Below are 25,348 nucleotides of genomic sequence, written 5' to 3'. Positions count from 1 at the left end.
GTACGGGAGAGATGTCGGTGGGGATAGAAAGGGGCAGCCTCAGCTGCGCAGCAGACTGTCGGCTGCGGGATCGCGCACCACCTTGAACCAGCGCACGGCGCCGCCCTTGGTGTGCAGCACGGTGAATTCCAGGCCGGCCAGATGGATCTGCTCGCCGCGCTTGGGCACATGGCCCATTTCGTGGGCGATCAGGCCTCCGATGGTGTCGAACTCATCTTCGGGATCGCGGGCATGCAGGGCGACCTCGAAGGCTTCGTTCACATGCTCGATGGTGGTGTCGCCCGCCACGCGGTAGCTGTTGTCGGCCAGGGCGAAGATGTCGCCCTCGTCCTCGGGGATGTCGAACTCGTCCTCGATCTCGCCGACGATTTCCTCCAGCACATCCTCGATGGTCACCAGGCCTGCCACGCGGCCGAACTCGTCGATGACCACGGCCAGATGGTTGCGGTTGCCCCGGAACTCGCGCAGCAGATCATTCAGGCCCTTGCTCTCCGGCACGAAGGCGGCGGGGCGCAGCAGGGCGCGAATGTTCAGGTCCGGTGAACGCTGCAGCTTGAGCAGGTCCTTGGCCAGAAGGATGCCGATGATGTTCTCGCGCTCGCCCTGGTAGACCGGGAAACGCGAATGTGCAGTGGTGATCACCTGGTGCAGCAGCTCATCGAACGGAGCGTCGATGTTGACCAGGTCCATGCGAGGGGCTGCGACCATGACGTCGCCGGCCGTCATGTCGGCCATGCGTATCACGCGTTCGAGCATGACGCGGGACTCGGGGCCGATGACCTGGTTGTCCTCGGCGTCGGCCAGGGTCTCGATCAGCTCGTCAGGAGAGTCAGGGGCCGGGTGGATGAACTCGGCCACCTTTTGCAGGAAGCTTCGCTTGCTTTCCTTCTCGGAAGAGCGCGCAGGATGGGGGTCGGACACTGTCTTGGAGTGCAGGACGTGCGGTAGTGAAACAAGCCGCAAGGATAGCGGATTGCTCCGTCACCCCTGCATGCGCTGCGCCAATTCCCTTTGCGGCGTTTTGCGCCTATTCGCCGGCCTGGTGGCGGCCATCCTGCACGCCACGGCGGATTTCCTGCACGTCGGCCAGGAAATCCCAGAACTGCTTGGCCTGCTTCTTGAGCTGGTAGTCCACCTCGCCGATGTGCTCGGTCATCAGCGACGCCATGTGCGTGTCGATGCCGGCGGGCGGCAGCTGCAGGTAGGCCTCGGACTCGGAGCCATCGCGCTTGATGGTGGCGCCGGCCTTGCGCGCAATCTTGAGCATGGCCGTGTTCTCCGACAGCGCGTGGATGAACATCATGGACACGCCCTTGGTGCGTGCATGGATCACCGCGCGGTTGAACAGGCGCCCGCCGTAGCCGCGGCCGCGTGCCTGCTTGAGCACGGAAACGCCGAATTCGGCGCAGCTCTTGTGCTCGGGATGCGAGGCAAAGGCCAGATGCGCCATGGCGATCAGCTCGAGCCGGCGGTTGTAGATGCCGAAGATGTCGTCGCGCTCGAAATCAAGCTGCATCGCATAGCGGCGAACCTGCTCGTCGCTGGCGGCATAGCCGAAGCGCAGGTAGCGGTCGCCTTCATCGAGCTTGAGCAAATGCGCCACCACGCGTTCGCGGTGGGACGGGCCCAGCGAACGAATGGGCACCATGGACGCGGAGCGCCCATCGGGACGGTGCGGCTGGCCTGCGCTCGCACGCAACATGTCCCGGCCGGCCTGCCAGGACGCCTTCAACCAGTCTTTGGATGCATTCATGGCTCAAATATAGGTAAAAACCCGAGGTCGAGCAACGAAGATATTGCAATGCAACAAAACCGTAAGGTTTTGGCATGCAAACCAATTCCCCCTCCCTGCAACACCCGACGGCCTGGCGCCTGTCGAGCCCGAAGGCTACAAAGGCACGGCCGTGGTCACCTTGACGCGGTCCATCACGAAGCTGGTCTTGCAATCCTGCACGCTGGGATGCTTGAGCAAGGTGTCCATGACGAAGCGCGTGTAGTGCTGCATGTCGGCCACGACCACACGCATCAGATAGTCCATCTCCCCGGTCAGCGACACGCACTCCACCACTTCGGGCCAAGTCTGCACGCTGGCGCGGAACACGTCCATGGGGTTGCGCTTGCTGGTCTCGGTGTACTTCTCCAGGCGCACGTTGAGATAGGCGGTCAGCCCCAGGCCCACGGTCTCCGGCTGGACCAGGGCCACATAGCGGTCGATCACGCCGCTGTCTTCCAGGCGCTTGACCCGGCGCAGCACGGCACTGGGAGACAGGCCGACCTGCTCCCCGATGACGTCATAGGTTTCCCGGCCGTTGGCCTGCAGGCGGCGCAAAATGGCCCGATCCAGTTTGTCGATGGTGTGCGTGGCGCTCATGGCGGTGGACTCGTAAATAAGTACGGATTTCTTCAGGGTTAACCCGAATTAACCAGTTAAATTGCGATAAACAAAAGAATTCCGCAATTTTCATGCATTCCGCATTTTCCCACCAAGGGCAAACGGCAAAAAGCTGAAGCCCCTCCCGCCTACAGTGACAGCACTGATCGCAAGCCCGCAGGCCATGCCTGGGGCGCCCGAAACACTGTCCTGCACAAAAAGGCCGGAGACCCCCATGAAAGCCCCGCTGAACCTGGCCCAGTTCCCCGCCCGCGCACAGACGGCCCGGCGCGCGCAGGACATGGGCGCGTGCGGCCTCAGCGGCAGTCGGCGCTGCCTATACTGCGGGGATCGCCTCCATTTCGCTTCACGCCATGACGCCCCGCCACGACGCCACCCGCGCCATGCCACGCCATGCCCGTGCATCTGCGCCAGTACGTGCACCTGCGGCAGCCGGCCCGCAGCCGTCGGCCCGGATGGCGCGGCGCAGCCTGCTGGCGGCCCTGGCCGCCCTGCCCTGGCTGCCGGCTTCGGCACAGCCCCAGCCGCCCCAGCCGCCCCCGACAGCCTTGACAGCCCCGGCGCGCGACGCGAAATCCGACGCCCTGACCCTGATCGTTCCCTATGCAGCCGGCGGGCCCCTGGACCGCACGGCGCGTCCTCTGGTCGAGGCCAGCTCCGCGAAGCTGGGGGCCATCCACATTCTTTACGTGCCGGGCGAAGGCGGCGCCAAGGGCTCGAACATGGTGGCCCAGGCCACGGCCCAGGACCGCTTGCTGCTGATGGGCGCGGCCGCCACGCACGCCGTGCTGCCCTGGCTGCAGCCCCAGCTGGGCTACGACCCGCTGCGCGACTTCCAGCCGCTGGTGCTGGTGGCGCGCATGCCCAATGTGCTGGTGATGCGCAGCGATCTGGCGCGCCAGTGGCGCATACGCACGGCGCTGGACCTGCAGCGCTTTCTTGCCAAGCACCGCCAGCCGCTGCGCTATGCCTCGGGCGGGCCGGGCAGCAGCGGGCACCTGTCGGGCGAGATGTACCAGATGCTCACGCGGCTGCCGCTGCTGCATCTGCCGTTTGGCGGAACGCAGCCGGCGCTGTCGGCCCTGCTCGACGGATCGGCCGATCTGCTGTTCGACAGCCTGGCGTCCTCGCTGCCGCACATCCGTGCAGGCCGGCTGCAGGCCCTGGCCGTGACCACGCTGGAACGCGTGCCGCTGCTGCCCGAGGTGCCCAGCCTCAACGACACGGTACCGGGCTTCAACCTCGCCAACTGGTTCGGCCTGTTCGCGCCTGCCGGCTGGCCCGCCGACCTGGCCCAGCGCCATGCCGCCGTGTTCTCGAAGGCCATGCGCAGCAGTCCGGTGCAGGAAACGCTGACCGCCATGGGCGTGCTGCCCGAAGACCTTCAACTGCAGGAGTTCGCGCGCTTTGTGCGCTCCGAGCACAGCAAATACGGCCTGCTGGTGCAGGCCGCCCGAATCCGCCAGCTCTGAGCCGCGCAGGTGCCTTGCCTGCCCCCGGCCCGGGGCAGCAATGACAAGATCCCTGGAGAGCACCATGATGAGCACCGCAGCGACCCCCACCTCGTCCCACGCCCCCGCCCACGCCCCCGGTGTGGCACCCGTGGTCTACGGCCAGGCCGACCGCCCCCCGCGCGGCGACTACAGCCGCGCCAGCGACGACTACACCTGCGCGCAGGACTACGACGCCTACACCGAGGCCGACCACGACACCTACCGGCGCCTGTACGAACGCCAGTCCGCCCTGCTGCCGGGACTGGCCAGCCAGCACTTCATCGACGCCCTGCCCTCGCTGGGCGCCAAGGACCGGATTCCGCGCTTCGAGGAAGTCAACGAGCGCCTGCGCCGCGCCACGGGCTGGGAGATCGTCGGCGTGCCGGGCCTGATTCCCGAGGTGCCCTTCTTCTCGCTGCTGGCCAACCGCAAATTCCCGGTCACGGACTGGATCCGCAAGCCCGAGGAGTTCGAGTACATCGTCGAGCCCGATGTCTTCCATGACCTCTTCGGCCATGTGCCGCTGCTGTTCAACCCCGTCATCGCCGACTATATCCAGGCCTATGGCCAGGGCGGGCTCAAGGCCGCCGAGCTGGGCGCCTGCGAGATGCTGTCGCGCCTGTACTGGTACACCATCGAGTTCGGGCTGATCCGCGAGCAGGGCGGCCTGCGCGCCTACGGCGCGGGCATTCTGAGTTCTTCGGGTGAGCTCAACTACTCGGTGCGCAGCCCCGAGCCGCAGCGCCTGCCGCTGTCGCTGGAGCGCGCCATGCGCACGCTCTACAAGATCGACACCTACCAGCACACCTACTTCGTGATCGACGACCTGCAGCAGCTGTTCGACCTCACGGCCGCCGATTTCGAGCCGCTGTACCGCCAGCTGCGCGATCAGCCGACCATCGCGGCCGATGCGCTGCTGCCCGGTGAAGTGGCCCTGCAGACTTCCGCGTCCTGAAGCCGCTCGCGCAGCTCCAGGCAAAAGCGCCAGACGCGCTCGTCGAACACCAGCTGCACATGGGCCACGTCGTCCAGGCGGTACGCGTGCTGCCCTGGCAGCGTGGCCACGGGGAAGGGAAAGACGATGTTGTCGCAACAGCTCCACCAGCAGCTGAAGGCCACCTCGGGCGGCGGCGGCCCCAGGCGCTGCAGCCAGGGACTGTCCTCGCGCATCTGAAGCGCCGGCAGGCCATGGGCGAAGCGCGCCATCCAGGTGCCGCGGTGCGGCGTGGCCAGGGTCACCACATGGGCAGCCAGTTGCCGGCGCTCCTGCGCGGACAACCGGCCCAGCCAGGCACGCACCACCAGCCCGCCCATGCTGTGGGCCACGATCAGCGGCGCCCGCCCCGTGGCCTGGGCCATGCGGCGTGCGCAGGCATCGAGATCAGCCACCATGGCGTCGATGGATGCGCCGTGCGCCGGCTCCAGCGTCATGGCCGCGCAGGCAATGCCGCGTTCCTTGAGCCGCCGCAGCCATGGCGCCCAGACCGCGCGATTGCAGAAGAAACCGTGGACCAGCACCATGCCGACCTGGCCTGTGACCGGGCTTGCGTTTTGACCTGCGGCCGGGTCACCTGGCCAGCCATCGGCCTCGGCATGGACCCGGAAGGGCAGGCGCCAGCCAAACACCTGCACGGCCAATGCCCACTCGGCGAGCCAGGCTGCCGCCACCGTGCGCCAGGCGGGCACGGGTGCGCCGGCCTTGCGCACCACGCGGCGCATCAACACCATCTGCAAGCCCAGATGCAGGCCCGGCCAGCACAGGCCCGGCAGCGCTCCTGCCAGCGCCAGCCCGCGCGATTCCGGCCACCACCATGCCAGCCAGGCCATGGCGCCGGCAAGCGTGCCCAGCGCCACCATTTGCAGAATGCGTGCGTTCACGGCAGCCCGCCCTCCCTGAAAAAAACGCCAACGTAGCACAGAGCGGCCGCACTTTCGTGGGGACGCCGGCCCCTGCCTAGGACAACCCCGCGTAGACCGCAAAGCACCCGCCTGACCAGAATCAGCCGCAGCGGTGGCCGGCCGACCGGCGCCTGCCCCTTTGCCGTTCCCCTGTCTCACCAGCAACCCAAGGTACCCTGCATGGACGCTGCGCCCTGGCTCAAGAACTATCCCGCCGATGTGCCCCATGAGGTGCATCCCGAGCAATACCGCTCGCTCACGCATCTGCTGGAGGAGGCCTTCACCCAGCATGCGGACCTGCCCTTCTCGGTGTGCATGGACCGCTGGATGAGCTACCGCGAGCTGGACCAGCTGTCCACGCGCCTGGGCGCCTGGCTGCAGGGTCTGGGGCTGGAGCCCGATGCGCGCGTGGCCATCATGCTGCCCAATGTGCCGCAGTTCGCCGTGAGCATGGCGGCCGTGCTGCGCGCCGGCTACACCTGCGTCAACGTCAATCCGCTGTACACCCCGCGCGAGCTGGAGCACCAGCTCAAGGACTCGGGCGCCACGGCCATCTTCATCCTGGAGAACTTCGCCCACACCCTGGCCGACGTGATCGAGCGCAGCGCCATACGCCATGTCTGCGTCACGGCCATGGGCGATCTGCTGGGCGGCATGTATGGCAGCTGGATCACCTTCGCCGTGCGCCACCTGGCCAAGATGGTGCCGGCCTACAGCCTGCCGCTGGACGGTGAGGGCAGCGCCGTGCGCGAGGTCACGACCTTTTCCCAGGCGCTGGCGCGCGGCGCCCAAAAAGAGCTGCGCCCCAGCCAGGCGGGACTGGATTCGGTGGCCTTCCTGCAATACACGGGCGGCACCACCGGGCTGTCCAAGGGTGCCGTGCTCACCCACCGCTGCATCGTGGCCGCCACGCTGCAGGCGCATGCCTGGTTCACGCCGGCCCTGCACGGGCGCGTCAGCGCGCAGGACACGCACATCATCGCGGCGCTGCCGCTGTACCACATCTTCGCCCTCACGGTGAGCCTGTTCGCCATGCGCATGGGGGCCAGCCTGAGCCTGATCCCCAATCCGCGCGACATCCCCAAGTTCGTCAAGGTGCTGCAGAAACGGCCCTTCCACATCCTGCCGGCCGTCAACACCCTGTTCAACGCCCTGCTCAACAACGCCCAGTTCCGCGAGCTGGACTTCTCGCAGCTGCGCGTGTCGCAGGCCGGGGGCATGGCCGCCAGCGAGGGCACGGCGCGCCAGTGGCAGCAGGTCACGGGCAGCGTGATGATCGAGGGCTGGGGCATGAGCGAGACCTGCGCCATCGGCACCAACAACCCCGTCACCGCCACCTCCTTCAGCGGCACCATCGGCCTGCCGCTGCCGGGCATCTCCATCGCCATCAAGGACGACGAAGGCCGCGATCTCCCGGCCGGCGAGGCCGGCGAGCTGTGCATCAAGGGCCCCAACGTCATGCGCGGCTACTACAACCAGCCTGACGAGACCGCCAAGGCCTTCACGGCCGACGGCTACATGCGTACCGGCGACATCGGCGTGATGGACCAGGAAGGCTACACCCGCATCATCGACCGCAAGAAGGACATGATGGTGGTCAGCGGCTTCAACGTCTATCCGAACGAACTGGAGAACGTGATCTCCATGTGCCCCGGCGTGCTCGAATGCGCGGCCGTGGGCGTGGCCGACGAGCGCCAGGGCGAGGCCATCAAGGTCTACGTGGTGCGCAGCGACCCGGCGCTGACCGAGGACCAGGTCATGCGCTTTTGCCATGACCAGCTCACCGGCTACAAGCGCCCGCGGCAGGTGGAGTTCCGCGACGAACTGCCCAAGACCAATGTAGGCAAGATCCTCAGGCGCGCCCTGCGCGATCCCGCCTGAAATCCGGACAGCCGCAGCTGTAGCCCACGCGTCAGCCGTGGCTGCCTGCGGCTGTTAGCCTTGGGAAAGGCTTCTCCCCCCATGACCTCCTTCGCCCCCACAAGCGCCACCGCTGCGCTGCCCCCCGGCATGACCGTGCTGGAGCGCGGCTGGCTGTCGGCCAACAACATCGTCTTCGCGGCCGACCCTGCCGATCCGCAGGACGACGGCGCAGCCGTGGTCGATACCGGCTACGTCAGCCATGCCGATCAGACCGTGCTGCTGATCGAGCAGACGCTGGCTGGCCAGCCGCTGGCGCGCATCCTCAACACCCATCTGCACAGCGACCACTGCGGCGGCAATGCCGCACTGCAGGCGCGCTGGCCGCAGGCCCGGACCTATGTCGCGCCGGGGCAGGCCGAATTCGTGCGCCACTGGAATCCCGAGGCGCTGAGCTACACACCCACCGGCCAGGAATGCCCGCCATTTGCGCTGACCGGCGTACTGCAGCCCGGCGCCAGCGTGCGGCTGGCCGGGCGCGACTGGCAGATCCATGCCGCGCCGGGGCATGACCCGCACTCCATCATCCTGTTCGAGCCTGCCAGCCGCACACTGATCTCGGCCGATGCGCTCTGGGAAAACGGCTTCGGCGTGGTGTTTCCCGAAATCGAGGGCCTGCAGGCCTTCGAGGAAGTGGCCGCCACGCTGGATGTGATCGAGGCCCTGGCCCCGCTCACCATCGTCCCCGGCCACGGCGGCGTTTTCACGGGCGTGGCCGCGGCGCTGGACACGGCGCGCCGCCGCCTGGACGGCTTTGTGCGCGCCCCCGAGCGCCATGCCCTCTACGCGGCCAAGGTGCTGCTCAAGTACCGGCTACTGGACTGGCAGCGCGTGCGCACCACTGAACTGCTGGCTTGGCTGGACGCCACGCCCTACTTCGGCATGCTGCATGCAGGCTATTTCAGCCACGAGACCGCCGAGCACTGGAGCCGCACGCTGGTGGATGCGCTGGTGCAATCGGGCGCGGCGCAGCGCGAGGGCGAATGGGTTCACAACGCCTGAACGAAACAGATCCGCGATAGGCGCAAACCACGCCAATCACATCACCGGCCGCAAGCACTGCGCGGCTGCGGCACCACGGGCAGCATCTTCATCGACCGCGTGCGCAACCTGGGCAGCCCGATGCGCGACACCTTCAACATCGAGGACATCGAGATCGTCAAGGGCGCCTCGGGTTCCGAGTACGGGCGCAGGCGCCCTGGCGCCCGCCAATCTCTACGATCCCGGCGTCAGCGATGCGATCACGGGCCAGGACATCCGCTATGCCGGCCAGATCAACGAAGGCCACACCAAGACCCTTGCGCTGTACGCCTTCATGGCCTGGGAGCTCAGCGCGAACCTGAGCCTGCAGCTGAACGTCTACAACCTCGCCAACCAGCGTTACATCGCCAGCCTGAACAGCGCGCGGCGCGCGCCACATCCCGGGTGGGGCGCGCTTGGCCAGGCTGGTCGCCACGCTGAAGTTCCGAGACCGGGCTGTTGCTGGGCGGCAACGGCCATCCATTCACTTATCAGATTATTCTTATATTTTTATTAGGAATCATTACCATTCTCAATCCAGGCAAAACTGCCTGATCCAGCCAGCACCGGCAAGCCAAGACAGCTCTCCAGCCGCCCGCGCAACGCCGGCCAGCAAGCCAGCATGTTCACTGCCCATCCCGCTTTCCGTTCAACCATGGCGAACTCCAACTCGTACATCAAAAGCCGCAAACACGACAGCGCTGGCCGCTCGCCGTCGGCCGGCATCATCGCTGCAGCCGCGGCCCTGGCCACCCTGGGCCTGCCGGCCGTGGCCCAGACACAGACGCCCAGCGCCAGGACCGCGCCCAGCCTCAAGGAAGTGACCGTCGAAGGCTCGCGCAGCACCGGCTACGAACCCGCACAGGTCTCCTCCCCCAAGTTCACGCAGCCGCTGGTGGACACGACGCAGACCATCTCCGTCATCAAGGAGCAGGTGCTGCAGGAACAAGGCGCCACCACGCTGACCGAGGCGCTGCGCAACGTGCCCGGCGCCGGCACCTTCTACGCGGGCGAGAACGGCAACACCAGCACGGGTGATGCCATCTACATGCGCGGCTTCGACACCTCCAACAGCATCTATGTGGACGGCGTGCGCGACGTGGGCTCCATCTCGCGCGACGTGTTCAACACCGAGCAGGTGGAAGTCACCAAGGGCCCGGCCAGCACCGACTACGGCCGCAGCGCGCCCACCGGCGCCATCAACATGGTCACCAAGCAGCCCAGCCTGGCCGACAGCTTCGGCGCCTCGCTGGGCGCGGGTTCGGGCAGCTACAAGCGCTCCACCGTGGACTGGAACAAGAGCCTGACCGGCATGGGCGGCGCGGCCTTCCGGCTCAACGCCATGGTGCAGGACGCCGGCGTCGCCGGCCGCGACCGCGTGGCCAATGACCGCTGGGGCATCGCACCGTCGTTCGCCTTCGGACTGAACACCGACACGCGCACCTACCTGAACGTGCTGCACGTCAAGCAAAGCAATGTGCCGGACGGCGGCGTGCCCACCATCGGCCTGCCCGGCTACAGCAACACCGATGCGCGCCTGAACGCGGGCCGCCCCGTGGACCCCAGCCGCTTCTACGGCACCAGCGCCGACCACGACGACGTGACGGCCGACATGGTCACGCTGCGCGTGGAGCACGACTTCACGCCCGACACCACGCTGCGCAACACCACGCGCTGGGGCCGCACCAAGCAGGACTACCTGCTCACGGCCTTCATGACGCTGTCCAGCAACAACAGCAGCAATCCCGCCGACTGGACCGTGTCACGCAGCCTGCCGACCTTCAAGAACCAGGTCAACGACATCGTCACCAACCAGACCAACCTGACGACCAAGCTGGCGACAGGCAGCGTGCGGCACGAGCTGAGCACCGGGGTGGAGATCACGCGCGAAAAGCAGAGCAACTACGGCACGGGCACCACGGGCGCCTGGCCCAATGCCAGCCTCTATGACCCGCAGGTGCCCAGCTCCGGCCTGAACTGGTCGCGCAACGGCGCCGACAGCAAGGGCTCGACCGACACCTTTGCGCTGTACGCCTTCGACACGCTCAAGTTCAACGAGCAATGGCAGGCCAACGCCGGCCTGCGCCTGGACCGCTACAAGACGCAGTACGACGCACGCGCCGTCTGCGGCGGCCGCAGCGGCCCGGCCTGCGGCAGCAATCCTGCAGGCACCGTGCTGCCCAGCGCCGTGGGCCTGGAGGCCTCCGACACCCTGCTGAGCTGGAAGATCGGCGGCCTCTACAAGCCCGCGCCCAATGGCAGCGTGTACGTGAACTACGCCCTGTCGCAACAGCCACCGGGCGGTGCCAACTTCACGCTGTCCACGGCCGCCAACAACGCCAACAACCCCAACATGGACCCGCAAAAGGCCAAGACCGCCGAACTGGGAACCAAGTGGGAGCTGATGGACAAGCGCCTGCTGCTGACAGGCGCGCTGTTCCGCACCGAGATCACCAACGAGATCGTCACCAACCCTGACGGCACCGTGGGACAGACCGGCAAGAAGATCGTGCAGGGCCTGGAGCTGGGCGCCACGGGCCAGATCACACCCGCCTGGGGCGTGACTGCCGGCTACACACTGCAGGACACCAAGGTGGACACGGGCGCCACCGTGGCGCAGGACGGCTCCAGCGGCCTGACCTATACGCCCAAGAACGCCTTCTCACTGTGGACCAGCTACCAGTTCCCGTTCGGCCTGACGCTGGCTGGCGGGGCGCGCTACTCGGGCGGACTCAAGCGTGGCACCGACGGAGCCGTGGGCACGCCCAACTTCACCGATGCCTACTGGGTCTTCGACGCCATGGCCAGCTACCGCATCAACAAGAACGCCGACATCCAGCTGAACTTCTACAACCTGTTCGACAAGGAGTATGTGGGCGCCATCAACAAGAGCGGCTACCGCTATTTCCCGGGCACGCCGCGCTCCGTGCGCGTGTCCGCGAACTTCCGCTTCTGAGTGAATGCAAGACGGGCCGCCGCGCCGGCCTTGCCGCGCGCAGAGCGCCGACAATCCCAGTACCGCCCCGGCCCCGCCGGGGCTTTTTCCATGCGAGGAGGACCCGCACCATGATGCTGCACATTCCCGACGTGCTCACGCGCCAGCAGGTCACTGCGATCCGCACAGCCATCGACGCCGCCGACTGGGTGGATGGCCGTGCCACGGCGGGCAGCCAGGGCGCCCGGGTCAAGCGCAACCGCCAGTTGCCCGAAGACTCGCCCGTGGCACTGGAGCAGGGCCGCACCATCGAGCAGGCGCTGGCGGCCAATGCGCTGTACTTCAGTGCCGCCCTGCCCGCGCGCACCATGTCGCCGCTGTTCAACCGCTACGCGGACAGTGAAACCTATGGCCTGCACGTGGACGGTGCGGCGCGGCGCCTGCCAGGCGCGCAGCAGTGGATGCGCACCGATGTGTCCTGCACCCTCTTCCTCTGCGATCCCGAGGACTACGATGGCGGCGAGCTGGTCGTGGTGGACACCTACGGCACGCACGAGGTCAAGCTGCCGGCCGGCGATCTCATCCTCTATCCCTCCACCAGCCTGCACCGCGTGGAGCCCGTCACCCGGGGCGAGCGCGTATGCGCCTTCTTCTGGGCACAGAGCATGGTGCGCGACGACACACGCCGGGCCATGCTGTTCGAGATGGACCAGACCATCCAGCGCCTGCGCGAGAAGCTGGGCGAGACCGATGAAACCCTCAGCCTCGCGGGCCAATATCACAACCTGCTGCGCATGTGGGCCGAGACCTGAGGGATCGGATCCCTTCAGGGCTTGTGCTTTTCCGCGCAGCCGATCAGGTGGTTGTAGCTGTTGGACATGCACTGGTACATGGCCTTGGAGCGGCCCGTGGAGGCCTGGCAGTCGGCCACCGTGGCGTGCGTGCGCGCCTCGCGGAACTTGCCCGCGGTTGCATCGAACTGCGCCTGCGTGATGTAGCCGCCCTTGAGGTTTTTCTGGCCGTTCTCGACCATGGTGTCCACCTGGCTGCGGATGTTGTCCACGGCGGCTGCGCAGTTCAGCGGCACCTCCTTGGAATCGACCTTGCTCAGGCCCTTGGCCACGCCGTCCGCCAGCTCGCGCACCTGCTTGGGCAGCTTCTTCGTGCCGTCGGGATTGCGCTCTTCGCCAAACCGGCCCGAGCCTGCGCCCGAGCTGCCATTGGGCGAGACCTTGATCTGGCCGGCATCGGCCTGGTCGACGGGCAGCTGCGAACCGTAGTGCGTGCGCCCTTCGGCATCCACCCATTTGTAGACGGGCTGCGCCGCCGCCGTGCACGCCCATGCAAGACCCAGCGCGACCCAGGCCGCGCGGCTCCCTGTTGTTGTCATTCTTGAAACCCCTGCGGTATCCGGGGCCGCGGCATGCGGCCCGCCAGTCGGTAACCAAGTGTAGCGCCGACAGGCATCGCCGCACCCCGCAGGAATGTCAAGTGCGGCTCAGGGCAGATCCTTGCTGGGGTCGGGCGTGGCCGCATCACGCGGGCCGATGGTGCCCAGGCGGCTCTTGAGCGACTGGGGCTGGCCCGTGATCAGCGCCGCGTAGTTGGTGGTGTTGGACAGCACCTTCTTCACATAGTCGCGCGTCTCGGTGAAGGGCACGTTCTCGGCCCAGATGGCGGCGTCGAGCACCGGGCCGTTGCGCCAGTTGCGCGGGCGGCCGGGGCCGGCGTTGTAGCCGGCCGCAGCCAGCGCCATGGAGCCGTCGAAATCGTCCAGCGCCAGCTTCAGATAGGCGGTGCCTATGGTGATATTCACATCGCGGTCATTGATCATGGACGGGGAAAAGTCCGTCATGCCGATCTTGCGCGCCGTCCACCGGGCCGTGGCCGGCATGACCTGCATCAGGCCCGAGGCGCCCACGCCCGAGCGCGCATCCATGATGAAGCGGCTTTCCTGGCGGATCAGTCCATAGACGTAGGCCGGGTCCAGCCCGATGGAACGCGAGCGCGCCAGCACCGTGTCGTGGAAGGGCATGGGAAAGCGCTGGCTCCAGTCGGCAAAGCTGCGGGTGCGCTCGCTGGTGTTGATGCAGCGGTCCCAGACCTGCTGCTGGCAGGCCAGGTCGGCGGCAGCCAGCAGTTCGCGGTCGTTCATGCCGCCGGCCTGGTGCAGGTTGGTGGCGTAGTTCCATTCACGCACGCCTTCGCTGCGCAGGCCGTTCTGGATGGCGTAGAGGCCGCGCACCAGACTGGGGTTGGCGCGGGCGGCGGCCTTCTCCTGTGCCGTGGGCGGCGCAGGCGGCGGTGGGGCCGTCACGCGCTGGCCGATGTCCTCCAGCGCCAGCTGCTCGTAGAAACTGCCGGGGCCGGCCATGTCCTCCAGCAGCTGGCGCGCCTCGGAGCGCTCCTGCTCGCTGGGGCGGCCCGACAGCAGGGCGCGGGCCTTCCAGTAGGTCCACGTGTGTTCGGTGCGCTCAGGCCCCATGGCGTCGATGGCGCGGCGCACCGTGCGCCAGTCGCCTGCACGCAACGCGGCACGCACCTTCCAACCCAGCAGTTCGTCGCTGAGATCGCCGTCCTTGCGCACCTTGCCGAAATAGGCCGCAGCCTCGGGCTGCAGCTTGAGCGCGGCCTGCTTGCCGATCACGCCCCAGGCCCAGTTGTTCTCTTCGGCCGTCAGCCGGGCACCCCAGCCGCCTTCCAGCTGGGTGGCCGCCGCCGCCGGGTCGCTGGACGCCATGCGGATCAGCGCCAGCAGCGCCAGTTCCTTGGGCACGGCACCGCGCACGCGCGTCTGCCCGGCAAGGTATTTCGCCGGCGAGGCGAACACCTGCGCCACCTGGGGCAGGGCCTCGGGCGCGACGATGGCCACGGCATCGCGCGTGGCCTTCTGGCGATTGGCCTCGGCCGACTGGCGTGCCTTGCGCCAGACTTCGGGCTCGCTGATCTGCTTGGCTGCGTACAGCTCGCCGGCAGCATAGGTGCAGCCGTCGTCGGCGTCGCGCTGGGCCCACCACAGGTCGCGGACCTGCTGGCCAAGATTGGCAGCAGGCTGGCCCTTGAGGTTGTCGATCAGCAGGGCATAGCAGTTGACGGAACGGTCATCGCGCATGCGAAACGCCCCGTGCACCTGATCGAACATGCCCCAGTCGCGCCGCTGCCCCAGCAGCAGCAGCCAGTCATTGCGCAGCCGGTCTTCCTGGTAGGTGCCGGGCCAGCGCTTGAAAAACCCCAGAATCTCGTCGGCACTGGCTTCTTCGAGCCGGGCCTTGAGTTCCCAATAGGCGGCCCAAGGTTCGAGCACATGGCCACGCGCAGAAGGCAGCAGCTGCGTGAGCTTGGCCTTGTCGCCCTTGCGAAAGGCCTGCTGCATTTCCAGCAGGACGTCGTCGCCACGGTTTTGCGCCAGCGCAGGCGTGGCTGCGGTGGTCCAGAGGGAAGCCGCCAGAAGCGGTGTCAAAATCTTCAGCCAGTGCATGGAGGAAATTATCTGATGGACAAAGCAGCCCTGCGCCGCAGCTTGATAGACCAGCGCCTCAACCTTCCCGACCGATTGCAGCGCGCCGACGCGCTGCAGCAGGTCATGCGCTTTTGGCTGATACAGCGGCCCGACAGCATCATCGGCGCCTATTGGCCGATCAAGGGGGAGTTCGACCCGCTGCCAGCGCTTCACCGGTGGAAGGAAGATGGCGAGCTACAGGGTACCCCACAAAGACGCCGCATCGGATTGCCGGTGATCGACAAGCAGCGTAAGACACTCAGCTTTCACGCCTGGTACCCGGGCTGTCCCATGGAAGAGGACGCCTATGGCATCCCCAAGCCCAAGGACACCGAAACCCTCACCCCCACCCTGCTGTTCGTGCCCTGCGTCGGCTACGCGGCCGGTGGCTACCGCCTGGGCTATGGCGGCGGTTTCTACGACCGCACCCTGGCCGAGCTGCAGCCCAGGCCCTTCACCGTGGGCCTGGGCTACGGCTGCGGCTATGTGGACGAGTTCGAGCCCGAGCCGCATGACCTGCCCCTGGACGCCATCTTGAACGACCACGGAGTCGTCTGGCCGGTGTAGAACAAGCACCCCCTGAGGCGCTGCGCGCCTTCCCCCTCTCTGCCCGCTTCGCGGGGGAGGGGGACGACACCCTCACTGCGGGGCGGCCCTTGCTCGGTGTCCCTCGCTTTTGGCCGCGCCGGTTTCTAGCGCTGTGCTTCTTTAGTTTGCTGTCTCGCGCTGCGCCTGCCATTGATGCCAGCCGCGGGCTCGCAGGTCGCAGGCGGGGCAGGTACCGCAGCCGTAGCCCCAGTCGTGCAGCGTCTCGCGCGTGCCCTGGTAGCAGGTGTGGGTGTCGCGCTGGATGAGGTCCACCAGGGTGTCGCCACCCAGGTCGTGGGCCATTTGCCAGGTCTGGGCCTTGTCTATCCACATGAGCGGGGTTTCGATGCGCAGGCGCCGCTCCAGGCCCAGGTTCAGGGCGAGCTGCATGGCCTTCATGGTGTCGTCACGGCAGTCGGGGTAGCCGGAGTAGTCGGTTTCGCAGACGCCGGTGACGATGACCGACAGGCCGCGACGGTAGGCCAGCGCGCCGGCCAGGGTCAGGAACAGCAGGTTGCGGCCGGGCACGAAGGTGTTGGGCAGGCCGTCGGCCTGCATGGCGAAGGCCACGTCCTCGGTCAGGGAGGAGCCGCCGATCTGCTGCAGCACGTCCAGCGAGAGAACATGGTCGTCACCCAGACGCGGTGCCCATTCGGGAAAGTCCCTGGCCAGCCGCTCGCGCACCTGCTGGCGCACCTGCATTTCCACGCTGTGGCGCTGGCCGTAGTCGAAACCCAGGGTCTCGACGCGCTCGTACATCGACAGTGCCTGCGCCAGGCAGGTGGTCGAATCCTGGCCGCCGGAAAACAGGACCAGCGCAGCCGTGTGGCGCCCCGCTGGCGCCTGGGGGGAAGAGCTATCGTTTTGCATGGCACGCATTAGAGCGCGCCCAGGCAGCGCCCGGCTCCTACATGGGTTTTCCTGCCATGCTTGCTAAGCTGTAGGGCCTATCGCGGAGGTTGCGGCCATGCTCACGCTCTATATCGGCAACAAGAATTACTCATCCTGGTCCATGCGCCCCTGGGTGCTGATGCGCCAGGCCGGCATTGCTTTCGAAGAAGTCATGCTGCGCTTTGACAGCTTCGACGAGCAGTCCGCCTTCAAGCAGCGCGCCCGCGCGCTGTCTCCCTCGGGCCGCGTGCCCGTGCTCATGGATGAAGGCATGGCCATCTGGGACAGCTTGGCCATCTGCGAGTACCTGGCCGAGAAATTCCCTGAAAAACACCTGTGGCCGACCCTGGCCCTGAACCGCGCCCGCGCGCGCAGCCTCTGTGCCGAGATGCACAGCGGCTTCGGCGCGCTGCGCTCGCTGTGCCCAATGAACATCGAGGCCCAGTTGCCCGAGGTCGGCGCGCGGCTGTGGGCCGAGCGCGCGGACCTGCGCGACGATGTCCAGCACCTGTCCGAGCTGTGGCAGCCGCTGCTGTCCACGGCCAGCGGCCCCATGCTGTATGACCAGTTCAGCATCGTCGATGCCTTTTTCGCGCCCGTGTGCATGCGCCTGACGACCTACGAGCTGCCGCTTGCCCCGGCCATCGACGCCTACGTGCGCCGCGTGCGCGCCTTGCCGGGCGTGCAGGACTGGGTGCAGGGCGCACTGGCCGAGCACGATTTCCGGCCGTTCGAGGAGCCCTACCGCAGCGCGCCTGCGGCCGGCTGAGCGGCGCACCAGCAAAAAGTCGGAGCACTGCTGCGCTGGGGTGGGCGCGGCCTGCGCAATGCCGCGGTTGCGGAGCCAGTGCAGCGGCCGTCCGGCTGGCGCTGCTTGAGTTCGTCTCCAGAAAGAATCCGGAAGAAAGCATGCGCTCGGCACTCCATCGGTGCGTGGAGGCAGCCCGCCATCATGTCACCGCCCAGGCCCTACCATTGCGGCATGAGCGAATTTCAGGTGTACATGGTGGGCGGCGCGGTGCGCGACCGTCTTTTGGGGCGGGCCGTGCATGACCGCGACTGGGTGGTGGTCGGCGCCACGCCCGAACAAATGTCCGCGCGCGGCTTTCTGCCAGTGGGGCGGGACTTCCCGGTCTTCCTCCATCCCGAGACGCACGAGGAATACGCGCTGGCGCGTACCGAGCGCAAGAGCGGCCTGGGGTACCGGGGTTTCGTCGTGCAGGCGGCGCCCGATGTCACGCTGGAGCAGGATCTGGCCCGGCGCGACCTGACCATCAATGCCATGGCCGCTCCTGCGGACTGGGATGGTGAAAGCGCCATCACCGATCCCTACCACGGCCAGGCCGATCTTCAGGCCCGGGTGCTGCGCCATGTGACCGGGGCCTTCCGCGAAGACCCGGTGCGCATCCTGCGCGTGGCGCGCTTTGCGTCACGTTTCCACGAATTCACGGTGGCGCCGGAAACCATGGCCCTGATGCGGGAGATGGTGGCCGCCGGCGAGGTGGATGCCCTGGTGCCCGAGCGCGTGTGGCAGGAGATCAGCCGTGGCCTGATGGAGCGCCGCCCCTCGCGCATGTTCGAGCTGCTGCGCGAGTGCGGTGCGCTGTCCGTGCTGCTGCCCGAGCTGGAGCGGCTGTGGGGCGTGCCCCAGCGCGCCGAGTACCACCCCGAGGTCGATACCGGCGTGCACGCCATGATGGTGCTGGACATGGCCGCACAGCTCGACGCCCCCCTGCCCGTGCGATACGCCTGCCTGGTGCACGACCTGGGCAAGGGAACGACGCCGGCCGATGTGCTGCCGCGCCACATAGGCCATGAGCAGCGCAGCGCCCGGCTGGCCGAGAAAGTGGGCGAGCGTCTGCGCGTGCCCACGGACTGCCGCGAACTGGGCGACGTGGTGGCGCGCGAGCACGGCAACATCCACCGCAGCGGCGAACTCAACGGCGCCGCCATCGTCCGCCTGCTGGAGCGCTGCGACGCCATCCGCAAGCCCGCGCGCTTCGAGCAGGCGCTCATGGCCTGTGAGTGCGATGCACGCGGAAGACTGGGTTTCGAAGACCGGCCCTATCCCCAGCGTGCCCGCCTGCGCGATGCGCTGGCCGCAGCGCTGTCCGTCTCCACCTCTGACATCGCCGCCCAGGCCACTGCGCGCGGCAAGCAGGGCAAGGCCATCGGCGAAGCCGTGCAGGCGGCGCGCGCACAGGCCGTGGCAGATTGGCTGGCGCAGGCGGCCTGAGCGCAAAGGCCGCCACACACGGGAATCAGGCTCGCGCCACGGGCAGGACCAGTCGCAGGCACACGGGCTGCTCGCCTCCTGCCGTCAACAAGGCCACGCTGCCGCCCAGCCGCTCGGCGATGCGCCGCACCAGGTACAGCCCCAGCCCGGCGCCGGGCCGGTGCTGGGCGTTGCGGCCACGGTAATACCTTTCGAACAGCTGGTCCTGATCCGCCTGGGCAATGGGCTCTGCCGGATTCGAGACCTGGATCTCCAGACCCTCGCCCTGCCTGGTCACGTCCAGGCGGACCGATTCGCCCTCGGGCGTGTGGCGGTCTGCATTGGCCAGCAGATTGCGCAGCGCGATGCGCAGCAGGCCGGCATCGGTGATCAATTGCTGCGTGCCCCCGCCCAGTTGGCAGACGATGCGGCCGGGCGCAAAGTCCAGGCACAAGCCATCCACCAGCGCATGCAGGTCGCAGGGCTGCAGGCGTGGCTCGGCATGGGGCTGGGGGTCGGCCATGCGGTCGTCGGCCAGGCAGTCGTCCACCAGGGCCAGCAGGCGCTGGGCGGCTTCGCGGATGTTGCGGCTGCGTGCCAGCGTCTTGTCGGGCGGTGCCGCCAGATTGCGCGCCAGTTGCTGCGCACTGGTCAGGATGATGGCCAGCGGCGTGCGCAGCTCGTGCGAGACCATGGCGACAAAGTCGCGCTGCTCCTGGCGCACCCTGCGCTCCAGCGCCAGCGCCTCGCTGAGTTCGCTTTCGCGCAACTGTCGCTGCCGCAGTTCCGCCTCCAGCCGGACCTGCTCGCGCTCTCGAATGCGGCGCCTGCGCTCGTATCCGCCGATGATCCAGCCACTGAGCAGCAGCATGTGCGCCATGGTGCCCAGCGCGGACGCATGCGTGGACACCAGCGCGGTCAGCGCGTTCATGGGCAGCCAGCCCAGGTTGCGCAGGAAAGAGATCAGCACGCCGGCATAGAAGATGCCGAACGCCAGCATGAAGAACCGTGCCGGGGCATGGCCGCGCCGCCACAGCCAAAGGGCGAATGCGAGAAAACCCACGGACAGCGGCAGGGTGATGGCCTGCACCGGGACCATGCCCGCCGAGTAGTGCCCCGACACCACCAGCAGCATGCAGCACAGGCTGAACAGCCACAGCAGCGGCACGATCTGGCGCACCAGCCGCGGATACAGCGATGCCAGCTCCAACTGCCTGCAGGCCAGTTGCATGGAGATCGCCAGGGCGCCGGCAATGCCGCATCCCAGCAGGCGGTCGCTCCAGAAACCCGGCAGGCCCGTCAACTGCTGCACCAGCCCCAGCGATACCACCTCATTGAGCACGCAGACGCTGAGATAGGCCAGAAACAGGCCGCTCACCGGAGCCCGCGTGCCCAGCCAGAACACCAGTTGCACGCCAATCAACAGCAGGTACAGCCCGAAGTACAGGCCGAACGAGAGGGCCTCGCGCCGCGTATGGTTGTCGAACGCCAGTCGCTGCCACAGATCGATACGGGTGACGAGCGCGTTGCGCGCACGCAGGCGCACCAGCAACTCGTATGACCCGGCGGCAGCAGGTTCGAACTGGAATGCGGGACTGCGGTAGTCCACCGGCCAGGCGTGACGCGAAATCTCTTCGCCACTGCGCCCCAGCAGCTGCCAGGGGTCGCCAGGCCGGCGCACATGGACCTCCACCTCATCGAGCAGGGCATTGCCCAGCAACAGCATCCAGCTGCCGGGCTGCTGCACCTGCAGCGGCATGCGCAGCCAGACCGCCGCCTGCGTGAAACTGGCGTTCAGGTGCCCTGGCATCGCCTTCCACCCGGGCGCCAGGTCGGCCTGCCGGACATCGAGCAGGCCCGAAGCGTCATCGAGCCGCTGCCACTGCCCTGCGGTCTCCTGCATGGGCACATCGGGGTCCAGCACGAGGGTCCGGGCCTGGAGCAGCAGTGGGCACAGCAGCCAGGCCAGCACGATGAGGGTTGCACGGTAATATCGCATCTGAAGTCCACCACGGGGCCGCCAGCGTACACCAGCTGTCTGCGCTGTCACCCGCCTGCCCTCCTCCCAGTCCATGCTTGATGTGATCCTGCTCGAAGACGAGCCCGTGCTGCGCCATGAACTGGGCGAGTTCCTCGAATCCCTGGGCTATGCACCGCAGTGCGTGGCCAGCCTGCAGGAGTTCGACCGCCATTTCGATGCGCGGCGCCACCGGCTGGCCATCATCGACATCGGCCTGCCCGACGGCAACGGCCTGGCGCTGATCCAGCGCCTGCGCCAGCAGGGCCAGCAACTGGGCATCATCGTCTTCAGCGCGCTCAACAGCAGCGCCAACCGCATCGACGGCCTGGAGATCGGCGCCGACCACTACCTGGGCAAAGGCTGCGATCTCGACGAGCTGGAAGCCACCCTGGCCGCCCTGGTGCGGCGCCTGGGCCTGCAGCAGCGCCAGGCGCCGTGGCTGCTGCAGCTTGGCCCCAGCCGCCTGCAGCCCCCCGCTTCGCCCCCTGTGGCGCTGTCACACCAGGACCTGCTGGTGCTGCACTGCCTGATGGGCAAGGCAGGGACCAGCGTCAGCCGCCGCCAGATCGTGCAGGCGCTGGGTGGAGACTATCTGGTCTACGACCAGCGCCGCCTGGACACCCAGATGCGCCGGCTGAGGCGCAAGGTGCAAGAGGCCAGCGGCCAGCAGCTGCCTGTCAAGACGCTGCGCAACAGCGGCTATTGCTTCTATCTGCCGGGTGAAGTGCAGGCCTGAGGGTGGGCCTGAAGGCACCCGGTCCTTGTGGCCCGGCAACCATCAGACGACCGAGCGCACCCAGCGCACGATCTCGCCGGCAGGCAGCGCGCCGGAGACACGGGCGATCTCGCGTCCTTCCTTGAACACCACCATGGTCGGGATGCTGCGGATGTTCCAGGGCGCGGCAGCGTGGGGGTGCGCCTCGGTATCGAGCTTGGCCAGTTGCACGCCGGGCGCCAGCGCCTGAGCCGCCTGTTCGAAGGCCGGAGCCATCATGCGGCAGGGGCCGCACCAGGGGGCCCAGAAATCGACCACCACGGGCACCTGGCTGCGCCCCACATGCCTGGCGAAGCTCTGCGCATCCAGCGCCACGGGCTGGCCGGTGACCAGCGGTTGATGGCAGCTGCCGCAATCAGGCGCGCTACCCAGCTGATCGACCGCAATGCGGTTGGTGGTGTGGCAATGGGGGCAGACGAAATGCAGCTTGTCGGACATGGGCGGCCTCTTGTTGGCGAGTCATGGGGGCAATTGCATGCATATACGGGCGCTGCGCCCATGCTTCAAGCCATGCTCAGACCAGCTTGGCGATCAGGGCGGCAATCACGCTGAGCAACACGGTGCTGGCAATGGGCAGAAAAATCACGCGGCCGAACAGGCGAAAGCGGAAGTCGCCCGGCAGGCGGCCCAGGCCTATGCGTTCCAGCCAGGCGTGCAGGCCATTGAACAGCAGCAGGGCCAGAAAGATGACGAGGAGCCAGCGGATCATGGCGCCGAGTGTACGGCGGCGCGGGACCGGGCCATACAGAGTACACCGCGTCATGCACACGACATATGGACTGCCTACATTGCCGCTGTCCCCCCCTCTTCATCGCCTCCAGGCCGACCACCACGAATTCGCCATGCAACGCAACCGCCGCCTTCTTCTTGCCGCAGCCCTGCCCGCCGCCTTGCTGATGACCGCCTGCGCCAGCGCACCTGCGCCGGCAGCCCGACCCGGCGCCATCGACAACAGCGCCCTGCAGCGCAGCGACTTCCGCGCGCACCAGGCCACCTATGGCCTGGTCTACCGCCTGCCGGCCGATGCCACGGCCATCATGGACAGCCAGGTCGCACCCGTGGTGCACGAGCAGTTGCTGCGCCTGAAGCTGGTGGCCGAGGCCAACACCTTCAATCTGCCCCATGTCACCGTGGTGCATATCCATAGCGCCGACCCCTCCACGCCGCGCAAGATGCTGGCGGCCCTGCCGGCGCTGCCGCCCGTGCTGCAGGACGTTCACCTGAAGAATTTCTACACCACCGAGGCCGCCAAGGGGGCCGGCAAGCCCTGGTGGCTGGACCTGGGCATCGTCAAGTCCGGCCCGGCCTACGAGGCCATGATGGACTTCAACACCCGCGCCACCGCCGCCATGGCGCCGCTGCGCGACGGCCCGCTGCCGCGCGTGACGGGACCCGTCTATGCCCGCATGAACGACTCTGCCAAGGCCATGGTGCAAAGCGTGGGTGTCAGCGGCATCAACCAGGTGCAGGCCGGCAAGGAGGTGCGCAGCCACAACCCGCACAACACCCTGGTCTACAGCGAAGCCACCTTCACGCCCGAGATCGAGCGCGCCATGGGCGAGACCGCCGCGCGCCTGAACCGCATCCTGCCCGGCGGCTTCACGACCACGTTCGAGAACCTGTCCATCGTGGAGCTGGGTTTCTCGGGCAACGTCACGCGCGAGATCTACCGCATCAACCTCAAGGACCAGACGGCCTACGAGGTGAGCAACGGCCGAAGCGTCCAGCGCTGAGGCCGGGGCAGAGCTCTGGCCGGCGGCTACAGGCGGTGCGTGCGGTCGCCGCGCACAAAGCCCATGGCGTCCCAGGGCTCCACGCCCTTGGCCAGGCCGATGACCTTGAACAGCTCGCCCATCTCGTGCTCCATCATCAGCTTGGTGGCCATGGCGCGCGGGCCCTGGGCCAGTGCGTCGAGCTTGGGGCCCAGGCCGCAGTTGATGAGGAAATGGGCCTGCGAGGTATAGCCCAGCACCTCGAAGCCCGCCTCCTGCGCTGCCACGGCCGTGCCCGTGAAGTTCACATGGGCCGTGATGTCCTTGAGGCCGACATCGGCCAGCGGATCGTCGTCCACCTTGTGCAGCCGGTGGCACACCAGGGTGCCCATGTGGCGCTGCGGGTGGAAATACTCGGATTCGCCAAAGCCGTAGTCGATGAAAAATGCCGCGCCGCGCGCCATGCGCTCGCCCAGCGTGCGAATGAAGGCCTCGCCCTGCGGGTGGATTTCGGTCAGGTAGTCGTGCTCGCCCTCGATGTCCATCGGCGGGCGCAGTGGCGTGGGCCTGTCTTCCCAGCCCAGGCTGCCGTCCGGCTGCAGCACCACGCCGCGCTCATGCCAGACACCTGCCTTGCGCACCAGCAGCTGCACGGGCATGGCATCCAGCACCTCGTTGCCGATGACCACGCCTTCGAGCCTATCGGGCAGGGCATCGGCCCAGTGCACCAGGCCTTCGTACTTGACCAGCCTGAGCTGCTGTCGCGCACGCAGCGTGCCCGACAGGTCGACGATGGTGTAGCGGTCCGGCCGCACGCCCAGGGCCGCCAGCTCGTCCAGCACCTGCAGCGCCAGCGCGCCCGTGCCGGCGCCAAACTCCCAGACTTCGCGGGTGTGCGTGCGCTGCAGCGCCTCGGCCACCTGGGCGGCCAGCAACTGGCCGAAGACAGGGGACATCTCGGGCGCGGTCACGAAATCGCTGCCCGACGATGGCATCAGCCCGAACTTGGCGGTGTCATTGGCGTAGTAGCCCAGGCCCGGCTCGTACAGCGCCAGGGCCATGAAACGGTCGAAAGCCAGCCATCCGCCCGAGGACGCAATCTCTTGCGCAATACGGGTTTGCAGGGCGGCCGTTAAAATTGAGGGTTCTGTCGTCACGATCCGTACATTGTCCTCGAATGTCCTCACCTGCCCGAACACGCACAGTTTTGGTGACCGGCGCGGCCCGCCGCCTGGGGCGCGACATCGCGCTCGCGCTTGCCAGCGCCGGTTGGCAGGTGGCCGTGCACTACCGCGATTCCCACGACGAGGCGCTGGAGACGGCCGCCACCTGCGCTGAGCTGGCCGGCGACAGCGCCGCCCTGGATGCCGATTTCTTCAACGAGGACTCGGTGCGCTCCCTGGTGCCGCGTGCCGTTGCGCACTTCGGCCACCTGGACGCCGTGGTCAACAACGCCTCTCTGTTCGAGCATGACGACGCCGGCAGCTTCAGCTACGTGGCCCTGGAAGCCCACCTGCGCAGCAACACCGGCGCGCCCATCCTGCTGGCCCAGGCGCTGCATGCCCATATCGAGGACCGCGTGGCGGCCGGCGAGGAGCATGCCAGCGGCGCCGTGATCAACATGCTGGACCAGAAGCTCTGGAACCAGAACCCCGATTTCCTCAGCTACACGCTGTCCAAGGCAGCGCTTGAGGCCGCAGGGACCATGCTGGCGCTGGCCCTGGCGCCGCGCGTGCGCGTGGTCGGCGTGGCCCCGGGCCTGACGCTGACCAGCCACATGCTGAGCCAGGAGCGCTTCGAGGCCCTGCACCGCCTCAGCCCGCTGGGCCGCTCGTCCAGCGCGGCCGACGTGGCCGCCACCGTGTGCTTTGCGCTGGACAACCAGTCCATCACGGGCACCACGCTGCTGGTCGATGGCGGCCAGCACCTGCAGCGCTTCGAGCGCGACTTTTCCATGATGTAGGCGCCTGCCCGCGCCCATCCCCACAC

The 25,348-nt window shown here is 67.5% G+C and carries 23 protein-coding genes; 12 read left to right on the top strand and 11 right to left on the bottom strand.

Annotated elements, in window-relative coordinates; genetic code table 11:
* Positions 1-39: 39 nt before the first annotated feature.
* The 3 genes from ACF8NF_RS07485 to ACF8NF_RS07475 all read right to left on the bottom strand — a co-directional run bounded on the left by ACF8NF_RS07485 (position 40) and on the right by ACF8NF_RS07475 (position 2,371).
* Positions 40-921, bottom strand: coding sequence for an HlyC/CorC family transporter (locus ACF8NF_RS07485; RefSeq protein WP_016446494.1), 882 nt, complete (start codon positions 919-921; stop codon positions 40-42).
* Positions 922-1,027: 106 nt separating this feature from the next.
* Positions 1,028-1,753, bottom strand: a complete 726-nt coding sequence (locus ACF8NF_RS07480; protein ID WP_016446495.1) for a GNAT family N-acetyltransferase — start codon at positions 1,751-1,753, stop codon at positions 1,028-1,030.
* Positions 1,754-1,888: 135 nt separating this feature from the next.
* Positions 1,889-2,371, bottom strand: a complete 483-nt coding sequence (locus tag ACF8NF_RS07475; RefSeq protein ID WP_016446496.1) for an Lrp/AsnC family transcriptional regulator — start codon at positions 2,369-2,371, stop codon at positions 1,889-1,891.
* A gap of 374 nt (positions 2,372-2,745) precedes the next feature.
* Here ACF8NF_RS07475 and ACF8NF_RS07470 point away from each other — a divergent pair, with 374 nt between their 5' ends.
* Together ACF8NF_RS07470 and phhA are read left to right on the top strand one after the other, a co-directional pair.
* Positions 2,746-3,864 (top strand): Bug family tripartite tricarboxylate transporter substrate binding protein, encoded by a 1,119-nt coding sequence (locus ACF8NF_RS07470; RefSeq protein ID WP_392450345.1) that lies wholly within the window; start codon positions 2,746-2,748, stop codon positions 3,862-3,864.
* 64 nt (positions 3,865-3,928) lie between these two features.
* Entirely contained in the window at positions 3,929-4,840 is a 912-nt protein-coding gene (gene phhA / locus ACF8NF_RS07465; RefSeq protein WP_016446498.1) for a phenylalanine 4-monooxygenase, read from the top strand.
* Here phhA and ACF8NF_RS07460 read toward each other — a convergent pair.
* On the bottom strand, positions 4,774-5,763 hold the full coding sequence (locus ACF8NF_RS07460) for a serine aminopeptidase domain-containing protein (RefSeq protein WP_312840035.1): 990 nt from the start codon (positions 5,761-5,763) through the stop codon (positions 4,774-4,776). The genes phhA and ACF8NF_RS07460 overlap by 67 nt on opposite strands.
* 201 nt (positions 5,764-5,964) lie before the next feature.
* Here ACF8NF_RS07460 and ACF8NF_RS07455 point away from each other — a divergent pair, with 201 nt between their 5' ends.
* The 4 genes from ACF8NF_RS07455 to ACF8NF_RS07440 all read left to right on the top strand — a co-directional run bounded on the left by ACF8NF_RS07455 (position 5,965) and on the right by ACF8NF_RS07440 (position 12,471).
* Positions 5,965-7,665 (top strand): AMP-binding protein, encoded by a 1,701-nt coding sequence (locus tag ACF8NF_RS07455; protein ID WP_392450344.1) that lies wholly within the window; start codon positions 5,965-5,967, stop codon positions 7,663-7,665.
* Positions 7,666-7,746: 81 nt separating this feature from the next.
* Positions 7,747-8,706 (top strand): MBL fold metallo-hydrolase, encoded by a 960-nt coding sequence (locus ACF8NF_RS07450; protein ID WP_343739783.1) that lies wholly within the window; start codon positions 7,747-7,749, stop codon positions 8,704-8,706.
* A gap of 673 nt (positions 8,707-9,379) precedes the next feature.
* Positions 9,380-11,680, top strand: a complete 2,301-nt coding sequence (locus tag ACF8NF_RS07445; RefSeq protein WP_046983877.1) for a catecholate siderophore receptor Fiu — start codon at positions 9,380-9,382, stop codon at positions 11,678-11,680.
* Positions 11,681-11,790: 110 nt separating this feature from the next.
* A complete protein-coding gene (locus tag ACF8NF_RS07440; protein ID WP_016446503.1) occupies positions 11,791-12,471 on the top strand; it encodes a Fe2+-dependent dioxygenase in 681 nt (226 codons plus the stop codon).
* Positions 12,472-12,485: 14 nt separating this feature from the next.
* Here ACF8NF_RS07440 and ACF8NF_RS07435 read toward each other — a convergent pair whose 3' ends face one another.
* Together ACF8NF_RS07435 and ACF8NF_RS07430 are read right to left on the bottom strand one after the other, a co-directional pair.
* On the bottom strand, positions 12,486-13,049 hold the full coding sequence (locus ACF8NF_RS07435) for a DUF4124 domain-containing protein (protein ID WP_047217751.1): 564 nt from the start codon (positions 13,047-13,049) through the stop codon (positions 12,486-12,488).
* 108 nt (positions 13,050-13,157) lie between these two features.
* Positions 13,158-15,137, bottom strand: coding sequence for a lytic transglycosylase domain-containing protein (locus ACF8NF_RS07430; RefSeq protein WP_016446505.1), 1,980 nt, complete (start codon positions 15,135-15,137; stop codon positions 13,158-13,160).
* Between the two features lie 15 nt (positions 15,138-15,152).
* On the opposite strand from ACF8NF_RS07430, the gene ACF8NF_RS07425 reads away from it, so the two are divergent.
* Complete coding sequence (locus ACF8NF_RS07425) at positions 15,153-15,725, top strand: 5-formyltetrahydrofolate cyclo-ligase (protein ID WP_016446506.1); 573 nt, start codon at positions 15,153-15,155, stop codon at positions 15,723-15,725.
* 141 nt (positions 15,726-15,866) lie between these two features.
* Here ACF8NF_RS07425 and queC read toward each other — a convergent pair whose 3' ends face one another.
* Positions 15,867-16,625, bottom strand: coding sequence for a 7-cyano-7-deazaguanine synthase QueC (queC, locus tag ACF8NF_RS07420; RefSeq protein WP_047217753.1), 759 nt, complete (start codon positions 16,623-16,625; stop codon positions 15,867-15,869).
* An 88-nt stretch (positions 16,626-16,713) separates the two neighbouring features.
* Here queC and ACF8NF_RS07415 point away from each other — a divergent pair, with 88 nt between their 5' ends.
* A complete protein-coding gene (locus ACF8NF_RS07415; RefSeq protein ID WP_016446508.1) occupies positions 16,714-17,406 on the top strand; it encodes a glutathione S-transferase family protein in 693 nt (230 codons plus the stop codon).
* A gap of 213 nt (positions 17,407-17,619) precedes the next feature.
* Positions 17,620-18,873, top strand: coding sequence for a multifunctional CCA addition/repair protein (locus ACF8NF_RS07410; RefSeq protein WP_392450343.1), 1,254 nt, complete (start codon positions 17,620-17,622; stop codon positions 18,871-18,873).
* Between the two features lie 25 nt (positions 18,874-18,898).
* Here ACF8NF_RS07410 and ACF8NF_RS07405 read toward each other — a convergent pair whose 3' ends face one another.
* A complete protein-coding gene (locus ACF8NF_RS07405; RefSeq protein ID WP_392450342.1) occupies positions 18,899-20,851 on the bottom strand; it encodes a 7TM diverse intracellular signaling domain-containing protein in 1,953 nt (650 codons plus the stop codon).
* A gap of 73 nt (positions 20,852-20,924) precedes the next feature.
* Between ACF8NF_RS07405 and ACF8NF_RS07400 the strand changes: the two genes are divergently transcribed.
* The gene (locus tag ACF8NF_RS07400) at positions 20,925-21,608 is read left to right on the top strand and encodes a response regulator transcription factor (protein ID WP_016451856.1); all 684 of its coding nucleotides are present in this window, start codon (positions 20,925-20,927) and stop codon (positions 21,606-21,608) included.
* Between the two features lie 42 nt (positions 21,609-21,650).
* Here the strand turns inward: ACF8NF_RS07400 and trxC are convergent, their stop codons facing one another.
* Together trxC and ACF8NF_RS07390 are read right to left on the bottom strand one after the other, a co-directional pair.
* On the bottom strand, positions 21,651-22,085 hold the full coding sequence (gene trxC, locus ACF8NF_RS07395) for a thioredoxin TrxC (protein ID WP_016451857.1): 435 nt from the start codon (positions 22,083-22,085) through the stop codon (positions 21,651-21,653).
* Positions 22,086-22,161: 76 nt separating this feature from the next.
* Positions 22,162-22,356 (bottom strand): DUF2905 domain-containing protein, encoded by a 195-nt coding sequence (locus ACF8NF_RS07390; protein ID WP_012203183.1) that lies wholly within the window; start codon positions 22,354-22,356, stop codon positions 22,162-22,164.
* A 133-nt stretch (positions 22,357-22,489) separates the two neighbouring features.
* Here ACF8NF_RS07390 and ACF8NF_RS07385 point away from each other — a divergent pair, with 133 nt between their 5' ends.
* Positions 22,490-23,380, top strand: a complete 891-nt coding sequence (locus ACF8NF_RS07385) for a hypothetical protein (RefSeq protein WP_392450341.1) — start codon at positions 22,490-22,492, stop codon at positions 23,378-23,380.
* 26 nt (positions 23,381-23,406) lie between these two features.
* On the opposite strand, the gene ACF8NF_RS07380 is transcribed toward ACF8NF_RS07385, so the two are convergent.
* Positions 23,407-24,420: a class I SAM-dependent methyltransferase gene (locus ACF8NF_RS07380; RefSeq protein ID WP_016451859.1), complete on the bottom strand. Its 1,014-nt coding sequence runs from the start codon at positions 24,418-24,420 to the stop codon at positions 23,407-23,409.
* A 116-nt stretch (positions 24,421-24,536) separates the two neighbouring features.
* On the opposite strand from ACF8NF_RS07380, the gene ACF8NF_RS07375 reads away from it, so the two are divergent.
* The gene (locus ACF8NF_RS07375; RefSeq protein ID WP_016446515.1) at positions 24,537-25,322 is read left to right on the top strand and encodes an SDR family oxidoreductase; all 786 of its coding nucleotides are present in this window, start codon (positions 24,537-24,539) and stop codon (positions 25,320-25,322) included.
* Positions 25,323-25,348 lie beyond the last annotated feature (26 nt).

Source organism: Delftia sp. WSY_22 (assembly GCF_043104185.1).
Classification (GTDB): domain Bacteria; phylum Pseudomonadota; class Gammaproteobacteria; order Burkholderiales; family Burkholderiaceae_C; genus Comamonas; species Comamonas tsuruhatensis.
The sequence above is the reverse complement of the archived record's forward strand: the minus strand, read 5'-3'. Positions and strand labels throughout refer to the sequence as shown.

Coding starts and splice junctions, on each gene's coding strand:
- queC (WP_047217753.1), bottom strand. CDS start 16,625: ATGCGTGCCATGCAAAACGATAGCTCTTCCCCCCAGGCGCCAGCGGGG.
- ACF8NF_RS07475 (WP_016446496.1), bottom strand. CDS start 2,371: ATGAGCGCCACGCACACCATCGACAAACTGGATCGGGCCATTTTGCGC.
- ACF8NF_RS07405 (WP_392450342.1), bottom strand. CDS start 20,851: ATGCGATATTACCGTGCAACCCTCATCGTGCTGGCCTGGCTGCTGTGC.
- ACF8NF_RS07445 (WP_046983877.1), top strand. CDS start 9,380: ATGGCGAACTCCAACTCGTACATCAAAAGCCGCAAACACGACAGCGCT.
- ACF8NF_RS07430 (WP_016446505.1), bottom strand. CDS start 15,137: ATGCACTGGCTGAAGATTTTGACACCGCTTCTGGCGGCTTCCCTCTGG.
- ACF8NF_RS07380 (WP_016451859.1), bottom strand. CDS start 24,420: ATGGCCCTGGCGCTGTACGAGCCGGGCCTGGGCTACTACGCCAATGAC.
- phhA (WP_016446498.1), top strand. CDS start 3,929: ATGATGAGCACCGCAGCGACCCCCACCTCGTCCCACGCCCCCGCCCAC.
- ACF8NF_RS07410 (WP_392450343.1), top strand. CDS start 17,620: ATGAGCGAATTTCAGGTGTACATGGTGGGCGGCGCGGTGCGCGACCGT.
- ACF8NF_RS07415 (WP_016446508.1), top strand. CDS start 16,714: ATGCTCACGCTCTATATCGGCAACAAGAATTACTCATCCTGGTCCATG.
- ACF8NF_RS07375 (WP_016446515.1), top strand. CDS start 24,537: ATGTCCTCACCTGCCCGAACACGCACAGTTTTGGTGACCGGCGCGGCC.
- trxC (WP_016451857.1), bottom strand. CDS start 22,085: ATGTCCGACAAGCTGCATTTCGTCTGCCCCCATTGCCACACCACCAAC.
- ACF8NF_RS07450 (WP_343739783.1), top strand. CDS start 7,747: ATGACCTCCTTCGCCCCCACAAGCGCCACCGCTGCGCTGCCCCCCGGC.
- ACF8NF_RS07385 (WP_392450341.1), top strand. CDS start 22,490: ATGCAACGCAACCGCCGCCTTCTTCTTGCCGCAGCCCTGCCCGCCGCC.
- ACF8NF_RS07390 (WP_012203183.1), bottom strand. CDS start 22,356: ATGATCCGCTGGCTCCTCGTCATCTTTCTGGCCCTGCTGCTGTTCAAT.
- ACF8NF_RS07425 (WP_016446506.1), top strand. CDS start 15,153: ATGGACAAAGCAGCCCTGCGCCGCAGCTTGATAGACCAGCGCCTCAAC.
- ACF8NF_RS07470 (WP_392450345.1), top strand. CDS start 2,746: ATGACGCCCCGCCACGACGCCACCCGCGCCATGCCACGCCATGCCCGT.
- ACF8NF_RS07435 (WP_047217751.1), bottom strand. CDS start 13,049: ATGACAACAACAGGGAGCCGCGCGGCCTGGGTCGCGCTGGGTCTTGCA.
- ACF8NF_RS07455 (WP_392450344.1), top strand. CDS start 5,965: ATGGACGCTGCGCCCTGGCTCAAGAACTATCCCGCCGATGTGCCCCAT.
- ACF8NF_RS07400 (WP_016451856.1), top strand. CDS start 20,925: ATGCTTGATGTGATCCTGCTCGAAGACGAGCCCGTGCTGCGCCATGAA.
- ACF8NF_RS07440 (WP_016446503.1), top strand. CDS start 11,791: ATGATGCTGCACATTCCCGACGTGCTCACGCGCCAGCAGGTCACTGCG.
- ACF8NF_RS07480 (WP_016446495.1), bottom strand. CDS start 1,753: ATGAATGCATCCAAAGACTGGTTGAAGGCGTCCTGGCAGGCCGGCCGG.